The following is a 15,460-nucleotide window of genomic DNA, read 5'->3' as shown; positions in this document are numbered from 1 at the left end:
TAAGGCGCGCTTAGGTGCGCCATAGCGTGGGCCACGTCTTGCGCAGCGCAGCCAGCTTGGGCGCATCGTATCGCACGATGTAGCCATTGTCCGGATTGCGGCGCAGATAGTCCTGATGATAGCTTTCCGCCGGGTAGAAATTGCCCGTCTCCAGCCGCGTGGCGATGGGCCGATCGTAGACATGCGCCTTGTTCAGCGCCGCGATGTAGGCCGCTGCGACTTGGCGCTGCTGGGGGGACTGCGGGAATATCGCCGAGCGGTAGCTGGGGCCGGAATCGGGGAACTGGCGGTTCACCTGCGTCGGGTCGTGCGCCACGGAAAAGAAGATCTTCAGCAACGTGCCATAGCTCACTTCGCGCGGATCGTAGACGATGCGCACCGATTCGGCATGGCCGGTCTTCTCGGTAGACACCGCGCGATAGGTGGCGTCGGCCCGGCTGCCCCCGGCATAGCCGGCGGTCACGGATTTCACCCCGCGCACGTGCTCGAACACGCCTTCGATGCCCCAGAAGCAGCCGCCGGCCAGCACCGCCACCTGATCGCCCGACGCTGCGGGTTCGGACGGCGGGGCGGGGAAATTGGCGGCGGTCGCCTGGGTCGAGGGCCATGAGCCCGCCGCAACGGCGACAAGGCCAAGAACAGCGGCGGCAGCGGCAAGGGGCAGGGTGCGCACAGGCATGAAAGACACTCCGGTTTAGACGGATATGGGAAGCCCGCACCCCGCGCGCCAGAGCCGCCGCAGCTAAAGCATCGCGGCTACGGAACTTCGCCGCGCGCCTGCCGTTGCGACCGACACGTGGGCGGCTGCGATGGAAGGGTGAAGCACTATGCATCGGCTTGCTGGTATCGAAATGGGGGGCACGCACACCGTCGTTGTTCTGGGCGAGCCGGGCCGCATCGACGACCGGGTCGAGTTCGACACCACGGACCCTGCTGAAACGCTTGGCCGCGCCGTGGCGGTGATTGAGGACTGGCGCACCGCGAAGCCGGTGGATTCGGTGGGTATCGCCAGCTTCGGCCCGGTGCGCGTGGCGCGCGGCGCGGCGGACTATGGCACCATCCTTGATACCCCGAAGCCGGGATGGCGCGGCGCCGAGGTGATCGCCGCCTTCGCCCCGCTCGGCTGTCCCTTGGGGCTGGATACGGATGTCAACGCCGCCGCGCTGGCCGAACATCGCTTCGGCGCGGCGCAGGGGTGCCAGAACACCGTGTACCTGACGATCGGCACGGGATTGGGCGGCGGTGTGCTGGTGGCCGGTAAACCGGCGCATGGTCTGCTACACCCCGAGATCGGCCACATGCGCCTTCGCCGCGCTGCAGGAGACCGCTACAAAGGGCACTGCGCGTTTCATGGGGATTGCCTGGAAGGCCTGATCGCCGGCCCGGCGCTGGCGGCCCGGTTCGGCACGCACCCCTCGCGCGTCGACCCTGAAAACCCGATGTGGGAGCCGGTGGCGCATGATCTGGCCGAACTGCTGGCAAACCTGATCCTCACGCTCTCGCCCGAACGCATCGTGGTGGGTGGCGGGGTGACCGGACACCAGCCGCACTTGCTGCCGATGGCGCGCGCACGCGTGCCGGCGCTGCTGGGCGGATATCTGCGCGACTGTACGCCCGAGGTGCTGAAGGCGATGATCGTGCCGCCGCAACTGGGAGACGACGCCGGGCCGGTTGGTGCCTTGATCCTGGCTGGAGAGGCGTTGGCTGCGATACCATCGCCGTCTCACCGCCATTGAACTAATATTGCGCAGGTCGGAAATCTCGTTACAAAGATGACGAGCCACGGGAATTACGTGGAGCTGCGGAGAAATCCTGTAATCCGGTGGATGCAGGGCCGCGCCCATGGACCTATATGGCCACATGCCTGGCCGTCCCGCCACCAGAAGCGGGCGCTATGCAGCAGCGAGGATCGCGGAGAAAGTTATGAGCGAAGGCGACGTTGACGTTTCGAAGAAGGCTTCCAAAAAGCGCGGAGGCCATCCGCCCGATGCGCTGCACGCCGGGCTTTGTGATGAACTGCGCGCCACCGTGCTCCCCGGCGAAGAGGCGGACGGCACGTGGATCGAGGAGGCTGCACGCTTCCTCCTTGCCGCCGCAGACCAGCGGGCACCGGGCAAGACCGCGATAGATGTCACCTCGGCCAGCGAAGAGCGGCGCATCCTGCGCATCGCGCTCATCAACGACGATATGCCGTTCCTGGTCGATTCCGCCGCTGCCGCCGTTGCGCAGGCAGGTCTGGTGATCGATCGCCTCGCTCATCCGGTCATCCCGGTGCGCCGTGATGGCGATGGCAAGCTGCTGGAACTGCCCGCCGGGCCGGACGGTGCCACTGCGCGCGAATCGATGATCTACATCGAAACCCCGCGCGCCGATGCCCGCCAGCGCCGCGAGCTGTTGCGCTCTCTTGAAACCACGTTCGCGGATGTACGCGCCGCCGTGGCGGACTGGCAGGCGATGGTGGCCGCCATGCGCGCCGATGCGGACCGGGCCGACGGCGCGGGCATTGGCGATACCGAAGGCGCCGAACTGCTGCGCTGGCTTGCCGATGGCATGCTGACGCAGATCGGCCATGTCACGCGCCACCGTGATGGCACGCGTACGCAGCCGCTGGGCGTATGTCGCGATGCCCCCGAAGACCTGCTGTCCGATCAAAGCTATGCGCGCGCGTTTGCCGTGTTCGACGCGCAGCTTGCGGAAGGGGCGATCCGCGCGCCCCTGGTGGTCAAGGCGAACCGCATGTCCACCGTCCACCGCCGGGTGCCGATGGACCTGTTTCTGGTGCCGGTGATCAAGGCAGGCAAAGTCACTGCCCTGTCCGTCCACGCCGGGATCTGGACCAGCGCCGCGCTGGCTGCGCCGCCCAGCCGCGTGCCACGCCTGCGCCGCCACTTTTCGGAAATGGCGGCGCGGCTTGAGCTGGACCCAGTTGGGCACACCGGAAAGGCGCTGGCCCACGCGCTCACCAGCCTGCCGCACGATCTTGTTCTGGGCTTCGCGCAGGAGGACGTGGAACGGCTCGCGATGATGATGACCGGGCTGGTCGATCGTCCCCGGCCACGCCTGCTGCTCGCCCGCTCGCCGCTGATGCGTCACTTGTTCGCGTTCGTGTGGCTGCCGCGCGATCTGCTGTCCACCCAGATGCAAAAGCGCATCCAGCACATGATCGAGGAGGCCGCGCAGGCCCCCACGCTCGATTGGAGCATGCAGGTGGAAGCTGGCAACCTGGCGATGCTGCGCTACACGCTGGATGTGCGCGAAGGCGCACAGGAGCCTTCGGAAGACGAACTCGACGGCGCGTTGCAGGTCATTCTGCGCGGCTGGACGCAGGCCGTGGAAGCGGCGCTGGCCACCACCCTGGAACCGGGCCGCGCTGCTGCGGTGGCTGCTCGGTATGCGGAGGCCTTCCCGATCGGCTATCGCTCGGAGTTCGGCGCTGCAGAAGCGGCGACCGACATCGCCTATCTGCGCCGTATTGCCGTGGGCGAGGGGGCCGGCACCGCCGAGGTCGAGGCGGCGCACCGCGACGTGCGTTTTCATGCACGCGAAGGTGATCCCGAAAACTGGCTGCGGCTCAAGATTTACCAGTCCGAAGGTGGCCTCGCGCTGTCCGATGCCGTGCCGGCGCTTGAAAACTTCGGTTTTCGCGTCATGGCCGAAGTGCCGACGCCATTGGAAAAGGGCGCGCTGGGCACGATCCACGATTTCCTGGTGGAAACCGCCGATGGCCGCGCGCCGGGCGACGTGCTCAACCGCGCCGCCGCGATCGAGGACGCGCTGCGTTCCGTGTTGAACGGCAGCGGTGAGAACGACGCGTTCAACCGCCTTGTCCCTGCGCTGGGCCTTTCCAGCACCGAAGTGAACTGGCTGCGCGCCTGGTATCGCTACTTGCGGCAGGCCGGCACGCACTTTGGCATTCCGACCGTGGTGGACGCGCTGGAAGGCGCGGCCGGCGTAACGGTGGGCATCGTCGCGCTGTTCAAGGCGCTGCATGATCCGGCCTTCGCTGGCGATCGCATCAAGGCCCGCAAGGAGGCTGAAGATGCGATCCGCAACGGCCTCGCCGGCGTAAGCGCGATCAACGACGATCGCGTGCTGCGCGCCTATCGCGACATCGTTCTGGCAATGCTGCGCACCAATGCGTTCGCGCCTGCGGGCGAGGTGGCGCTGGCGTTCAAGTTCGATTCCGCGCAAGTCCCCGGCCTGCCCAAGCCGCTGCCGTGGCGCGAGATTTTCATCTATTCGCAGCGGGTGGAAGGCATCCACTTGCGCGCCGGGCCGGTGGCGCGCGGCGGGTTGCGCTGGTCCGACCGCCGGGACGATTTCCGCACCGAAGTGCTGGGGCTGATGAAAGCCCAGCGCGTGAAGAACGCGGTGATCGTGCCGACCGGTGCCAAGGGCGGGTTCTATCCCAAGCAGTTGCCCGATCCCGCGCGAGACCGCGCGGCATGGGCGGCAGAAGGGCAGGCATCCTACGAAGTGTTCGTCGATACGCTGCTGTCGATCACCGACAACATCGTGAACGACAAGGTGGCGCACCCCGAAAGCGTCGTGGTGCTGGACGGGGAAGACCCGTATTTCGTCGTCGCGGCGGACAAAGGCACGGCCAAGTTCTCCGACGTTGCCAACGCCATCGCCGAAGCGCGCGATTTCTGGCTGGACGATGCCTTCGCCAGTGGCGGCTCCAACGGATACGACCACAAGGCGATGGGCATCACCGCCAAGGGTGCGTGGCTGTCCGTGCAACGCCATTTCCTGGAACTGGGCGTGGACGTGCAGGCAGACCCGGTGCGGGTGGTGGGCTGCGGCGACATGTCGGGAGACGTGTTCGGCAACGGCATGCTGCTGTCCAAGTCGCTACGGCTGGTGGCGGCCTTCGATCACCGGCACATCTTCCTCGACCCAACGCCAGATCCCAAGGCAAGCTGGGAAGAGCGCGCGCGCCTGTTCGACCTGCCGGTTTCCAGCTGGAACGACTATGACAAGGCGCTGATCTCCCCCGGCGGCGGCGTGTTCCCACGCTCGATGAAGTCGATCCCGCTGAGCGAGGAAGTGCGCAGCGTGCTGGGCCTCACCCAGGCGGAGATCGACCCCGATGCGCTGATCACGGCAATTCTGTGCGCGCCGGTTGACCTGCTGTGGTTCGGCGGCATCGGCACTTACGTGAAGGCCTCTGCCGAAAACAACGTGCAGGTGGGCGATCCCACCAATGATGCCTTGCGCGTCAGTGGCAACGAACTGCGGGTGCGGGTGGTGGGAGAAGGCGCGAACCTGGGCGTCACGCAGGCCGGACGTATCGAATTTGCCACGCGCGGCGGGCGCATCAACACCGACTTCATCGACAATTCCGCCGGCGTCGATTGCTCGGACAACGAGGTCAACATCAAGATCGCGCTCGCCGCCGCCAAGCGCGCGGGCAAGCTGACGGAGCCCAAGCGCGTAGAACTGCTGCGTGACATGACCGACGAAGTGGCGACGCTGGTGCTGGAGGACAACCGCCTTCAAGCGCTCGCTCTGTCCATCGCCGAGCGGGGCGGCGCCCAGGCTAGTCCTTCGCATATCCGCCTGATCGAAACGATGGGCGATAGCGGCTATCTGGATCGGCGCACGGAAGGGCTGCCGGACAATGACGTGCTGGTCCGTCGGGCGCAGGACGGTCGCGGGCTGACCCGGCCAGAGCTGGCCGTGCTGCTGTCCAGCGGCAAGCTGCAGATGCAGGCCGCGATAGAGGACAGCACTTTGCCGTCCGATCCAGGCCTGACCGACCTGCTGCTGTCGGCATTCCCCACCCAGATGCAGCACAAGTTCGCCAAGTTCATCAAGGGGCACCGCCTGGCGAGAGAGATTATCGCCACCAAGCTGGCCAACCGGGTGATAAACCGGCTGGGCATCGTCATCCCGTTCGAACTGGCGGAGGAGGAAGGGACTGACCTGTCGCAAGTCGCCGCCGCCTTCGCGCTGGCAGACCGGCTGTTCGACCTGAGCGCGCTGTGGGAGCGGCTGGAGGTGGCCCCAATGGCTGAGACCACCCGCGTCGCCTTGTTCGAAACGGTGGCGCTGGCGGTGCGCGGCCACATGGCCGACCTGCTGCGCGCTGGCGCCGGCCAGATCGCCCCTTCCGAACTTGCCGACCGCCTGCAGAAAGGCATCGCGGCACTGTCCACCGATACGCTGGACCTTCTGGGTGAGCGCACGCTGGCGCACTCGCGCAAGCTGCGCGACGGGCTCACGCAAATGGGTGCGCCCGATGACATGGCGGCGCAAGTGGCGAACCTGTTCGACCTTGACGGCGCGGTGGGTATTGCGTCCCTTGCCGCCGAAACGGGGATCGCGCCGCGCCGTCTGGTCACCGCGTTCACTCGCGTCGGCGCGGGTCTGGGCCTTGACTGGGCACAGGCGAACGCGGCGATGATGAGCCCGTCCGATCCGTGGGAGCGGCTGCTGGTGGCCGGGCTTGCCCGCGATTTCCAGCAGATGCGGCTGGACTTCCTGCGCGGTCTTGCCCGCACCAAGGCCGGCAAGGCGGACCCTCTGGCGGCGACCGAGGAATGGGGCCGTCAGCACGCAGCGGCGATCACCGCCTTCCGCGGCATCGTCCACCGGGCCGAAAGCGCAGTGGCGATCACGCCCGCCATGCTGGCGCAGATCGCCAGCCAGGCGCGAAATCTGCTGGGGCGTTAAACGCGCGATACCCGCCGCTCCTGCAAAAGGGGCGGCGGGGCGCACTATCCCACCGGCAGCGCGCGTTCTTCCTTCACGGTTTCCAGCACGATGATGGATTTCACGTCGCGCACGCCCGGTATGCGCAGCAATGTGCGCAGGGTGATTTCGGACAAGTGTTCGACGTTGCGGGCGATCACGCGCACCAAATAGTCCATGTCGCCTGTCACCGCGTGGCAGGCGATGATGCACGGGTTGGCCGCGATCGCCGCCTCGAACCGCGCGATGTTTTCATCGACGTGCGCGACCAGGTTGATGAGGACGTAGGCTTCCAGTTCGAAACCCAGCTTGCCGGGATCGAGCACGGGCATGTACCCGCGGATCACGCCTTCGTCTTCCAGCCGCTTGATCCGGCGGCTGACCGGCGTGGCGGACAGCGCCACGCGCTCCGCCACCTGGGCTACCGGCATGCGCGCATCCTCTTGCAACGCTGCAATGATCCCGCGATCGAATTGGTCCAGTTGCACGAATCCTCCATGTCCACCCACATTCTTGGCGCGATACCCTAATAACACGCTGTGCCCGCGCATCAATCGCACGAACCTGATGCGGGCCTTGTGGTATCGTTCAGGCATGAAGAAGCCGAGCACGCTGACCACAAGCAGCGGCCTTCGTGGAGAGTACGAAGCCGCCGCCGATGACTATGTCGTCGGGCAGGACTGGCATGCCTACACGCCTGATATGCACGATCGCTGGGCGCGCCTGTATGCCCGGCAGTCCGCGCTGGTGCGCACCCACGCCTGCGCCGCGTTTCGCGACGGTCTGGCGCGACTGGACTGCGCCGATGGTATCCCGCGCTTCGAGGATGCCAATGCGGTGCTGGGCGCGGCCACCGGCTGGCGACTGGTGGCGGTGCCGGGTTTCATCCCGGACGCGGTGTTCTTCGATCACCTTGCCCACCGCCGGTTCCCGGTAACCCGCTGGCTGCGCGAAGAGCATGAGCTGGACTATCTGGTCGAGCCGGACGTGTTCCATGACTTTTTCGGCCACGTGCCGATGCTGCTCGATCCCACGATCGCCGATTTCCTCGAACTGTACGGCAAGGCCGGCGCGCGTGCGATGGAGATGGGTGCACTGGACATGCTGGCGCGCATCTACTGGTACACGGTAGAATTTGGGCTGGTGCGCGAAGACGATGCGCTCAAGGTATTCGGCGCGGGCATCATTTCGTCCTCGGGCGAAACCCGCTTTGCGATCGAGGACCCCGATGTTCTGCGCCTGCCGTTCGACCCGGTGCGCATCATGCGCACGGCCTACCGGATCGACAGCTTCCAGCAGACCTATTTCGTGCTCGAAAGCCTGCCGCAACTGATCGACGAACTGGTGCGGCTCGATTTCGGACCGGTCTATCAAACCTGGCGGGACCATCCGCCGCTGCCGGCGGGTGCAACCCTGCCGAACGAAATTCCCTTTACCGGAGCCCGCGCATGACTGACATCTTCGACAACCCGATCGGCCTCGATGGTTTTGAGTTCGTGGAGTTTTCGGCGCCAGAAAAGGGCGTTCTGGAACCGGTGTTCGCGGCCATGGGCTTCACGAAGATCGCACGCCACCGCAGCAAGGATGTGGAACTGTGGCGGCAGGGCGGCATCAACTTCATCACCAACTACGAACCGCACAGTCCGGCCTGGTATTTCAGCCGTGAGCATGGACCGTCCGCGTGCGGCATGGGCTTTCGCGTGCGCGATGCCCGCGCCGCCTACGCCGAACTGCTTGCCCGGTCGGCAGAGCCGGTGCAGGTGTCCACCGGGCCGATGGAACTGCATCTTCCCGGCATTCGCGGGATCGGCAATTCGATCATCTACCTGATCGACCGTTACGAGAAGAACGGCGATGCCGCGCTTTCGATCTACGATATCGATTTCGAATACCTGCCCGGCGTTGACCGCCACCCGCAAGGAGCCGGCTTTACCACGATCGATCACCTGACGCACAACGTCTATGGCGGGCGCATGGCCTACTGGGCGGACTATTACGAGAAGCTGTTCAACTTCCGCGAAATCCGTTTCTTCGACATCAAGGGCGAATATACCGGGCTCACCAGCAAGGCGCTTACCGCGCCCGACGGCAAGATCCGCATTCCGCTGAACGAGGAAGCGGACGGCGGCAAAGGCCAAATCGATGAATTCCTGCGCGCCTTCAACGGCGAGGGCATCCAGCATATCGCGCTGATCTGCGATGATCTCGTTGCCGCATGGGACAAGCTCAAGGCGCTGGACGTACCGTTCATGACCGCGCCGCCGCAGACCTATTACGAGATGCTGGAAGAACGCCTGCCGGGCCACGGACAGCCGGTGGAGGCGCTCAAAAGCCGGGGCATCCTGCTGGACGGCACGGTGGAGGGCGGCCAGCCGCGCCTGTTGCTGCAGATTTTTGCCGAAGCGCGTGTCGGGCCGGTGTTCTTCGAATTCATCGAGCGGCGCGGCGATGACGGCTTTGGGAACGGAAACTTCAAGGCGCTGTTCGAAAGCATGGAGCGCGACCAGATCAAGCGCGGCGTATTGCAGGTGAGCGAGCCGGCACAGTGATGCCAGCCACCTGCTTCTTGGGAGAGATGTGATGACGCAGACCACCATTATGCCCGCACCGGCGCTGGGTGGGATCCACCACGTGGCGTACCGCTGCCACGATGCGCACGAGACGGTGACGTTCTACCGCGATGTGCTGGGCATGGATTTCATGCTGGCCATCGCGGAGGATAAAGTGCCTTCCACCGGCGCGCCGGATCCGTACATGCACGTGTTCCTCGATTGCGGCGGCGGCAACGTGCTGGCCTTTTTCGAACTGCCCAACGCGCCGGCGATGGGCCGCGACGAGGCAACCCCGGCATGGGTGCAGCACATCGCCTTCAAGGTCGATAGCGAGGAGGCGCTGGTGGCCGCCAAGGCGCGGGCCGAGGCGGCTGGCCTCGCCGTGATCGGACCAACGCACCACGGGGTGTTCAAGTCGATCTATTTCTTCGATCCCAACGGCCACCGCCTCGAACTGGCCTGGCAATTCGGCACCATCGATCAGATGGCTAGCTTGCGCGCGGTGGCTGACGACATGCTGGAGGAATGGGCGCGCACCCGCAAGGCGCCGCGCCATGCCGCCTGGCTGCACGAAAAGATCGCGGCGGAAAGCTGACGCGCGCAGGGCCTTGCGCTCTTGCGCGTCAGGCAGCGCAATGGCACGCGGCGGCAGCTTCCTGACGTAAAGGCCTTTTTCGTGCCGCTGCCGATCCTCTACAGTTTTCGCCGCTGCCCGTATGCCATGCGGGCCAGGCTGGCGTTGGCGATCAGCGGCAAGCGGTATGAATTGCGCGAGGTGAAGCTTTCGGCCAAGCCAGAGGCGATGCTGGCGGCCTCGCCCAAGGGCACCGTGCCGGTGCTGGTGCTGCCCGATGGGCGCGTGATTGATCAGAGCATCGACATCATGCGCCATGCGTTGGCGCAGCACGATCCGGAACGCTGGCTGGATCGCGACGATCCGGCGCTGATCGCCGACAACGACGGCCCGTTCAAGCACGGCCTTGACCGCTACAAATATCCCGACCGCCACGGCGTGGACGCAGCCGCGCACCGCGATGCCGGGCTGAACTTTCTGCAGCGACTGGAACATACGCTATGCGCCAGCGCCTATTTGGGCGGTAACGAGCGCGGCCTTATCGACGCGGCGATCATCCCGTTCGTGCGTCAGTTCGCTGCCGTGGACCGGGGCTGGTTTGACGCCGAGCCGCTGCCCAGGCTCAAGGCGTGGCTTTCGGCCTACCTGGCATCGGGGTTGTTTGGTGCGATCATGCTGCGCGTGCCGCCGTGGTCTCCGCACACACCCGACGTCATCATCGGGGGCTGAGTTGAGCGGGGACATCTGCGTGTCCACCATTTCTCGACGGTTAATCTGACCCGGGATACTTTCGCCATATTGGACGACACGTCCGGCGAGGCGGACACATGGTCATGATTGCCAGCTTACCTTCTGTTTTACGGCACGGCGGGGTAGCGCTGGTGCTCTGCTCGGTGCTGACCGCAGCGCCGGCCCGCGCTGACCCGTCCGCCGCGGACATCCAGTTGCTTGATCGGATGACCTGGGGCGTGAATGCGCAGGGCGTGCGCGATCTTGCGGCAGGCGGCGCATCGCGGTTCGTCGAACAGCAGTTGCGCGCCGAGACTGCAGCATTGCCCCCGGCGGCGCAGGCGCAAGTGGATGCCATGCGCATCACCCGCGAACCGATGGCGCAACTGGTAGTGGAAGTGGATGCGCAAAACCGCGCGGCCAAGGCGCTCATCGATCCCGAGGCGAAAAAGGCAGCGCATACGGCATATTTCAAGGCCTTGGCGGATCTGGACCGGGAAGCGCAATCGCGTTCGCTGCTGCGCGATCTTTACGCGCCAGACGGCTTGCGTGAACAGATGACGTGGTTCTGGTTCAACCACTTCAACGTCCACGCGCAAAAGCGCGACATTCGCGCGATGGTGGGCGATTACGAGGATCAGGCCATCCGGCCGCACGCGCTGGGCCGCTTTCGCGATCTGCTGGAGGCCACGCTGCGCCACCCCGCGATGCTGCGCTATCTGGATAATGACCAGAACGCCGCCAACCGCATCAACGAGAATTACGCGCGCGAGATCATGGAGCTTCACACCATGGGGGTGGGTTCCGGCTATACCCAGAAGGATGTGCAGGAACTCGCGCGCATCCTGACCGGGGTGGGGGTGGACATCAAGCCCGATGCGCCGAAGATGAAGCCGCAGTTGCAGCCGCTGTATATCCGCGCGGGCCTGTTCGAATTCAATCCGGCCCGCCATGATTTCGGTACCAAGACGTTCTTGGGCCACACCATCAAGGGCAGCGGTTTCGACGAGGTTGAGCAGGCGCTGGACCTGATCGCCGCATCGCCCGCCACCGCGCACCACGTATCCGAAAAGATCGCCGCCTATTTCATCGGCGATACGCCGCCGCCCGCACTGGTGGACAAGATGGCGACCACCTTTTGCCACAGCGACGGCGATATTGCCGCCGTGCTGCGCACGCTGTTCCGCTCGGCAGAGTTCAAGGCGTCCCTGGGCAAGGCCTTCAAGGACCCGGTGCATTACGCGGTATCGGCGGTGCGGCTGGCCTATGGCGACCGCGTGATCGTCAACACCGATCCGCTGGCGAACTGGCTCAAACGCATGGGCGAGGGGTTGTACAATCACGAAACGCCTGACGGATATGCCTTGGCGCCGGCGGCATGGTCGGGCCCCGGCCAGATGGAAACGCGGTTCGAAATTGCGCAATCCGTTGGCAGCGGCTCGGCAGGCCTGTTCAAGCCGCGCGACCCTGAGATGCCGGAGCAGCCCGCGTTTCCGCAGATTCAAAGCGCGCTGTTTTTCGGGTCTTTGCAGCAGCAGTTGAGCCCGGCGACCGCCCATGTGCTGGCGCAGGCGAAAACCCCGCAGGAGTGGAACACGCTTTATTTGTCGTCCCCGGAATTCATGCATCGCTGAAGGAGAGGTATCGTGGACCGTCGAGATCTGCTGAAAGCTGCCGCCGCCATGGCCCCGATGGTGATCGCCGGGCGCGCCTTTGCGGCCCCCGCTGCGAGCGCGCGGCTGCTGGTGGTGTTCCTGCGCGGCGCGTACGATGCGGCGAACATCGTCGCCCCGGTGGGCGCCGACTTCTATCACGAAGCGCGTCCGACGATCGGGCTGGCAAAGCCCGATCCGGCGAACCCGAACGCCGCGCTGCCACTGGAGGGGGACTGGGGTTTGCACCCCGCGCTCAAGGACAGCATCTATCCCTTGTGGAAGGCCCGGCAGATCGCCTTCGTGCCGTTTGCCGGCACGGACGACATGACCCGCAGCCATTTCGAAACGCAGGACACCATCGAACTGGGCCAGCCGATCGGCGGACAGCGCGATTTCCGGTCCGGGTTCATGGCGCGCCTGTCCCAAGCGCTGGGGTCTGATCAGCCGATCGCCTTTTCGGATCAGGTGCCGCTGTGTTTCCAAGGGTCGACGCGGCAGGCGATCCCTAACATCGCGCTGACTGGCACGCTTAAATCCTCGATCGATCCCCATTCCGCAAAGCTGATCCAGGCGATGTACGAAGGCCGCGATGCCCGGTTGTCGCAATCGGTGGCGCAAGGGTTTGCGACTCGCGAAACCGTTTTCAAATCGTTGGCCGACGAGATGACGCAGGCAAGCCGCGGCGCGGTGACAGCCAAGGGCTTTGAACTGTCTGCCCGGCGCATCGGCACCTTGATGCGCGATCATTACAATCTCGCCTTCGTGGACGTGGGGGGATGGGACACCCATGTCAATCAGGGCGGGGCGCAAGGCTATCTTGCGGGCCGCATCGGCGAGCTGGGGCGCGGCCTTGCCGGCTTCGTGGAGGAAATCGGCCCCGCGGCGTGGCGCGACACGACGGTGATCGTCGTCTCCGAATTTGGCCGCACGTTCCGCGAGAACGGGGACAAGGGTACCGATCACGGGCACGGCAGCGTGTATTGGGTGATGGGCGGGAACGTGCGCGGGGGCCGCATGGCAGGCCCGCAGGTGCGCCTGTCGGCCCAAAAGCTGAACCAGAACCGCGACCTGCCGGTCCTCACGGATTATCGCGGCCTTATCGGCGGGGTTGTGCAGGCCCAGTTCGGGCTTGGCGCCGACCGGCTTGCAAACGTGTTTCCCGGTGCGCCGCCGGTCGGGCTGGAACTGGTGTGACTTTTGGTCTGGCGGCTTTGCACATCGTGACCCAGCGCAAATCAGCCAAGGCGGCGCGCGCCAGACGGGTCTTTGCCGCCCTGCGCCGTGGCCGGATCGGCAAGGTCGCCATCGTGACTGTGCTTACGGCAATCGTTTTCGCTATCGACACGGGCACCGATCTCGAAATAGCGACCCCGGTGTTCTACATCATGGTGATTCTTATCGCGGTGGGCATGTTCAGCCGTCGCGAAGTCATCCGGCTTGCCGTCGTGTGCATGGTCCTGACGGTTTTCAGCGCAACGCTGACGCGCACGGGATCGCAAGAAGCCGGCGTGATCAATTCGGGCATCAGCATCGCCGCGATCGCCATCACCACGTGGCTGGCGCTCAGAGTGGTCTCCGCTGAAAGCGCCGCATACGAAACGCGTGCGCAGTTGATACGCATCGCGCGCGTAAACAGCCTGGGCGAGCTTGCGGCGTCCATCGCCCATGAAGTGAACCAGCCGCTGTCCGCCATCGCCACCAGCGGTAATGCGTGCCTGCGGTGGCTGGGCGCCGATCCGCCCAATCTGGATCGCGCACGGCTGGCGGCAACCCGCATCGTCGAGGATGCGAACCGGGCCAGCGGCATCGTCGGGCGGATACGCCAGCAGGTGCGGGGCAAGGGACCGCGCAAGACGAAAACGGCGCTGAACGCTGTCGTGCTGGATGCGCTTGCGCTCGCGCAGGGGGAAATGGCGCGCCACGGCACGGTGGTGCGCACCGACCTTGCGCCCGATCTGCCGATGATCCTGGGCGACCGTATCCAGTTGCAGCAAGTGCTGGGCAACCTGATCCTCAACGCGATCGAAGCCAGCGCTGGCCTCCCGCCCGCGCGGCGCGTGATTACGCTGTCTACGGGGGTTGCGCGTGGCATGGTTCATCTGCGCGTAAAGGATGAAGGCATAGGTGTTCCAGAGCAGGATCTTCCCCTGCTGTTCGATGCCTTCTGGACCACCAAAGACGGCGGCACCGGCATGGGTCTGGCGATTTGCCGGACGATTGTCGAGGCGCACGGCGGCGCGATGAACGTGGCGCTGCCGGAGCCGTGCGGATTGGAAGTCACTGTCAGTCTACCTGTGCGAGCGAAATCATGACCGACGAAACCGAATCTCACGAAGTGCCCCCCGTCGTGCGGATCATCGATGACGACGCATCCGTGCGTGCTGCGGTGGAAGACCTGCTGGCATCGGTCGGGCTGGAGGCGCGATCCTACCCCTCGACCCAGGCCTTTCTAGATAGCGATGAGCCCGAGGCACCGGGCTGCCTGGTGCTCGACGTTCGCATGCCGGGCCAGAGCGGGCTCGATTTCCAGCGCGAGATGACGGGCCTGGGCATCGGTCTGCCGGTAATCTTCATCACCGGGCACGGGGACGTGCCGATGTCGGTGCGCGCGATGAAGGACGGGGCGGTCGAGTTTCTGACCAAGCCGTTCGACGATCAGGCGCTGCTGGATGCAATTCACGACGGCATCGGTCGCGATCGGCTGCGGCGCGCGTTCGAATGCGAAATCGCGGCGTTACTGGCGCGCTATAGCACCCTTAACGCAGGTGAACGGGCCGTGATGGCGCTGGTGGTGAAGGGGCTGCTCAACAAGCAGGTGGCAGGGTTCCTTGAGGTCAGCGAGATCACCGTCAAGGTGCGCCGCCGCCAGGTGATGCTCAAGATGGGCGCCACCTCGCTGCCGCAACTGGTGCGCATGTACGATTCCATCGCCGCGCAGATCGAGGACGTGCCCGCGCTTGAGGATGCGCCGGTCCGGTAAAAATACGGGGCACGTCTTCGCAAATCCGTCAGACCCATACCACGATACATTGGTATCGCCCTTCCGCTGCGCGTTGACATCGCATGGCGTGGGGGGCATCGGCCCGCCCGTCCGCACCGGGTGCGGCAGCCAGGAAAGCCCACAATCAATGCCAAGCGACAGTAGTCGATTGTCCCAGTCATTGGCGGCCACGCGCCGAGCCTGATCCCCGGCGGTCTTGTCTCACAGTGGTTGCCGATGGCGCTGCGTTAAGGTGAGACGTGCAAAAAATGAT

The 15,460-nt window shown here is 65.2% G+C and carries 12 protein-coding genes; 10 read left to right on the top strand and 2 right to left on the bottom strand.

Annotated features, from left to right (window positions below; all coding sequences use genetic code 11):
- Positions 1 to 10: 10 nt before the first annotated feature.
- On the bottom strand, positions 11 to 679 hold the full coding sequence (gene msrA / locus ASE49_RS09075; protein WP_056770753.1) for a peptide-methionine (S)-S-oxide reductase MsrA: 669 nt from the start codon (positions 677 to 679) through the stop codon (positions 11 to 13).
- Between the two features lie 148 nt (positions 680 to 827).
- On the opposite strand from msrA, the gene ASE49_RS09070 reads away from it, so the two are divergent.
- Both ASE49_RS09070 and ASE49_RS09065 read left to right on the top strand, forming a co-directional pair.
- Positions 828 to 1,736, top strand: coding sequence for an ROK family protein (locus ASE49_RS09070; RefSeq protein WP_056770751.1), 909 nt, complete (start codon positions 828 to 830; stop codon positions 1,734 to 1,736).
- A 187-nt stretch (positions 1,737 to 1,923) separates the two neighbouring features.
- On the top strand, positions 1,924 to 6,678 hold the full coding sequence (locus ASE49_RS09065; RefSeq protein ID WP_056770748.1) for an NAD-glutamate dehydrogenase domain-containing protein: 4,755 nt from the start codon (positions 1,924 to 1,926) through the stop codon (positions 6,676 to 6,678).
- Positions 6,679 to 6,722: 44 nt separating this feature from the next.
- Here ASE49_RS09065 and ASE49_RS09060 read toward each other — a convergent pair whose 3' ends face one another.
- Entirely contained in the window at positions 6,723 to 7,184 is a 462-nt protein-coding gene (locus tag ASE49_RS09060; RefSeq protein ID WP_056770745.1) for an Lrp/AsnC family transcriptional regulator, read from the bottom strand.
- Between the two features lie 106 nt (positions 7,185 to 7,290).
- Here ASE49_RS09060 and phhA point away from each other — a divergent pair, with 106 nt between their 5' ends.
- From phhA to ASE49_RS09020, 8 genes are all read left to right on the top strand, one after another.
- Positions 7,291 to 8,148, top strand: coding sequence for a phenylalanine 4-monooxygenase (gene phhA, locus ASE49_RS09055; RefSeq protein ID WP_056770742.1), 858 nt, complete (start codon positions 7,291 to 7,293; stop codon positions 8,146 to 8,148).
- Positions 8,145 to 9,245 carry a 4-hydroxyphenylpyruvate dioxygenase gene (hppD, locus tag ASE49_RS09050; protein WP_056770738.1) on the top strand — a complete coding sequence of 367 codons (1,101 nt, stop codon included), beginning with the start codon at positions 8,145 to 8,147 and terminating at the stop codon, positions 9,243 to 9,245. The genes phhA and hppD overlap by 4 nt, the downstream gene beginning before the upstream one ends.
- A 31-nt stretch (positions 9,246 to 9,276) precedes the next feature.
- A complete protein-coding gene (locus ASE49_RS09045) occupies positions 9,277 to 9,843 on the top strand; it encodes a VOC family protein (protein WP_082456371.1) in 567 nt (188 codons plus the stop codon).
- A gap of 81 nt (positions 9,844 to 9,924) precedes the next feature.
- On the top strand, positions 9,925 to 10,551 hold the full coding sequence (locus ASE49_RS09040; RefSeq protein ID WP_056771059.1) for a glutathione S-transferase: 627 nt from the start codon (positions 9,925 to 9,927) through the stop codon (positions 10,549 to 10,551).
- A gap of 98 nt (positions 10,552 to 10,649) precedes the next feature.
- Positions 10,650 to 12,185 carry a DUF1800 domain-containing protein gene (locus tag ASE49_RS09035; RefSeq protein WP_082456370.1) on the top strand — a complete coding sequence of 512 codons (1,536 nt, stop codon included), beginning with the start codon at positions 10,650 to 10,652 and terminating at the stop codon, positions 12,183 to 12,185.
- A gap of 12 nt (positions 12,186 to 12,197) precedes the next feature.
- The gene (locus ASE49_RS09030) at positions 12,198 to 13,400 is read left to right on the top strand and encodes a DUF1501 domain-containing protein (protein ID WP_056770736.1); all 1,203 of its coding nucleotides are present in this window, start codon (positions 12,198 to 12,200) and stop codon (positions 13,398 to 13,400) included.
- Entirely contained in the window at positions 13,397 to 14,518 is a 1,122-nt protein-coding gene (locus tag ASE49_RS09025; protein WP_156370224.1) for a sensor histidine kinase, read from the top strand. The genes ASE49_RS09030 and ASE49_RS09025 overlap by 4 nt, the downstream gene beginning before the upstream one ends.
- Positions 14,515 to 15,186: a response regulator transcription factor gene (locus tag ASE49_RS09020; protein ID WP_056770733.1), complete on the top strand. Its 672-nt coding sequence runs from the start codon at positions 14,515 to 14,517 to the stop codon at positions 15,184 to 15,186. Before ASE49_RS09025 ends, ASE49_RS09020 begins: the two co-directional genes overlap by 4 nt.
- The last annotated feature ends 274 nt before the right edge of the window (positions 15,187 to 15,460 follow it).

Source organism: Novosphingobium sp. Leaf2 (genome assembly GCF_001421325.1).
In the GTDB taxonomy this organism is placed as follows: domain Bacteria; phylum Pseudomonadota; class Alphaproteobacteria; order Sphingomonadales; family Sphingomonadaceae; genus Novosphingobium.
The sequence above is the reverse complement of the archived record's forward strand: the minus strand, read 5'-3'. Positions and strand labels throughout refer to the sequence as shown.

Bases quoted from the DNA above. Each gene is read 5' to 3' on its own strand.
- msrA (WP_056770753.1), bottom strand. From the start codon at position 679: ATGCCTGTGCGCACCCTGCCCCTTGCCGCTGCCGCCGCTGTTCTTGGC.
- ASE49_RS09070 (WP_056770751.1), top strand. From the start codon at position 828: ATGCATCGGCTTGCTGGTATCGAAATGGGGGGCACGCACACCGTCGTT.
- ASE49_RS09065 (WP_056770748.1), top strand. From the start codon at position 1,924: ATGAGCGAAGGCGACGTTGACGTTTCGAAGAAGGCTTCCAAAAAGCGC.
- phhA (WP_056770742.1), top strand. From the start codon at position 7,291: ATGAAGAAGCCGAGCACGCTGACCACAAGCAGCGGCCTTCGTGGAGAG.
- hppD (WP_056770738.1), top strand. From the start codon at position 8,145: ATGACTGACATCTTCGACAACCCGATCGGCCTCGATGGTTTTGAGTTC.
- ASE49_RS09045 (WP_082456371.1), top strand. From the start codon at position 9,277: ATGACGCAGACCACCATTATGCCCGCACCGGCGCTGGGTGGGATCCAC.
- ASE49_RS09035 (WP_082456370.1), top strand. From the start codon at position 10,650: ATGGTCATGATTGCCAGCTTACCTTCTGTTTTACGGCACGGCGGGGTA.
- ASE49_RS09020 (WP_056770733.1), top strand. From the start codon at position 14,515: ATGACCGACGAAACCGAATCTCACGAAGTGCCCCCCGTCGTGCGGATC.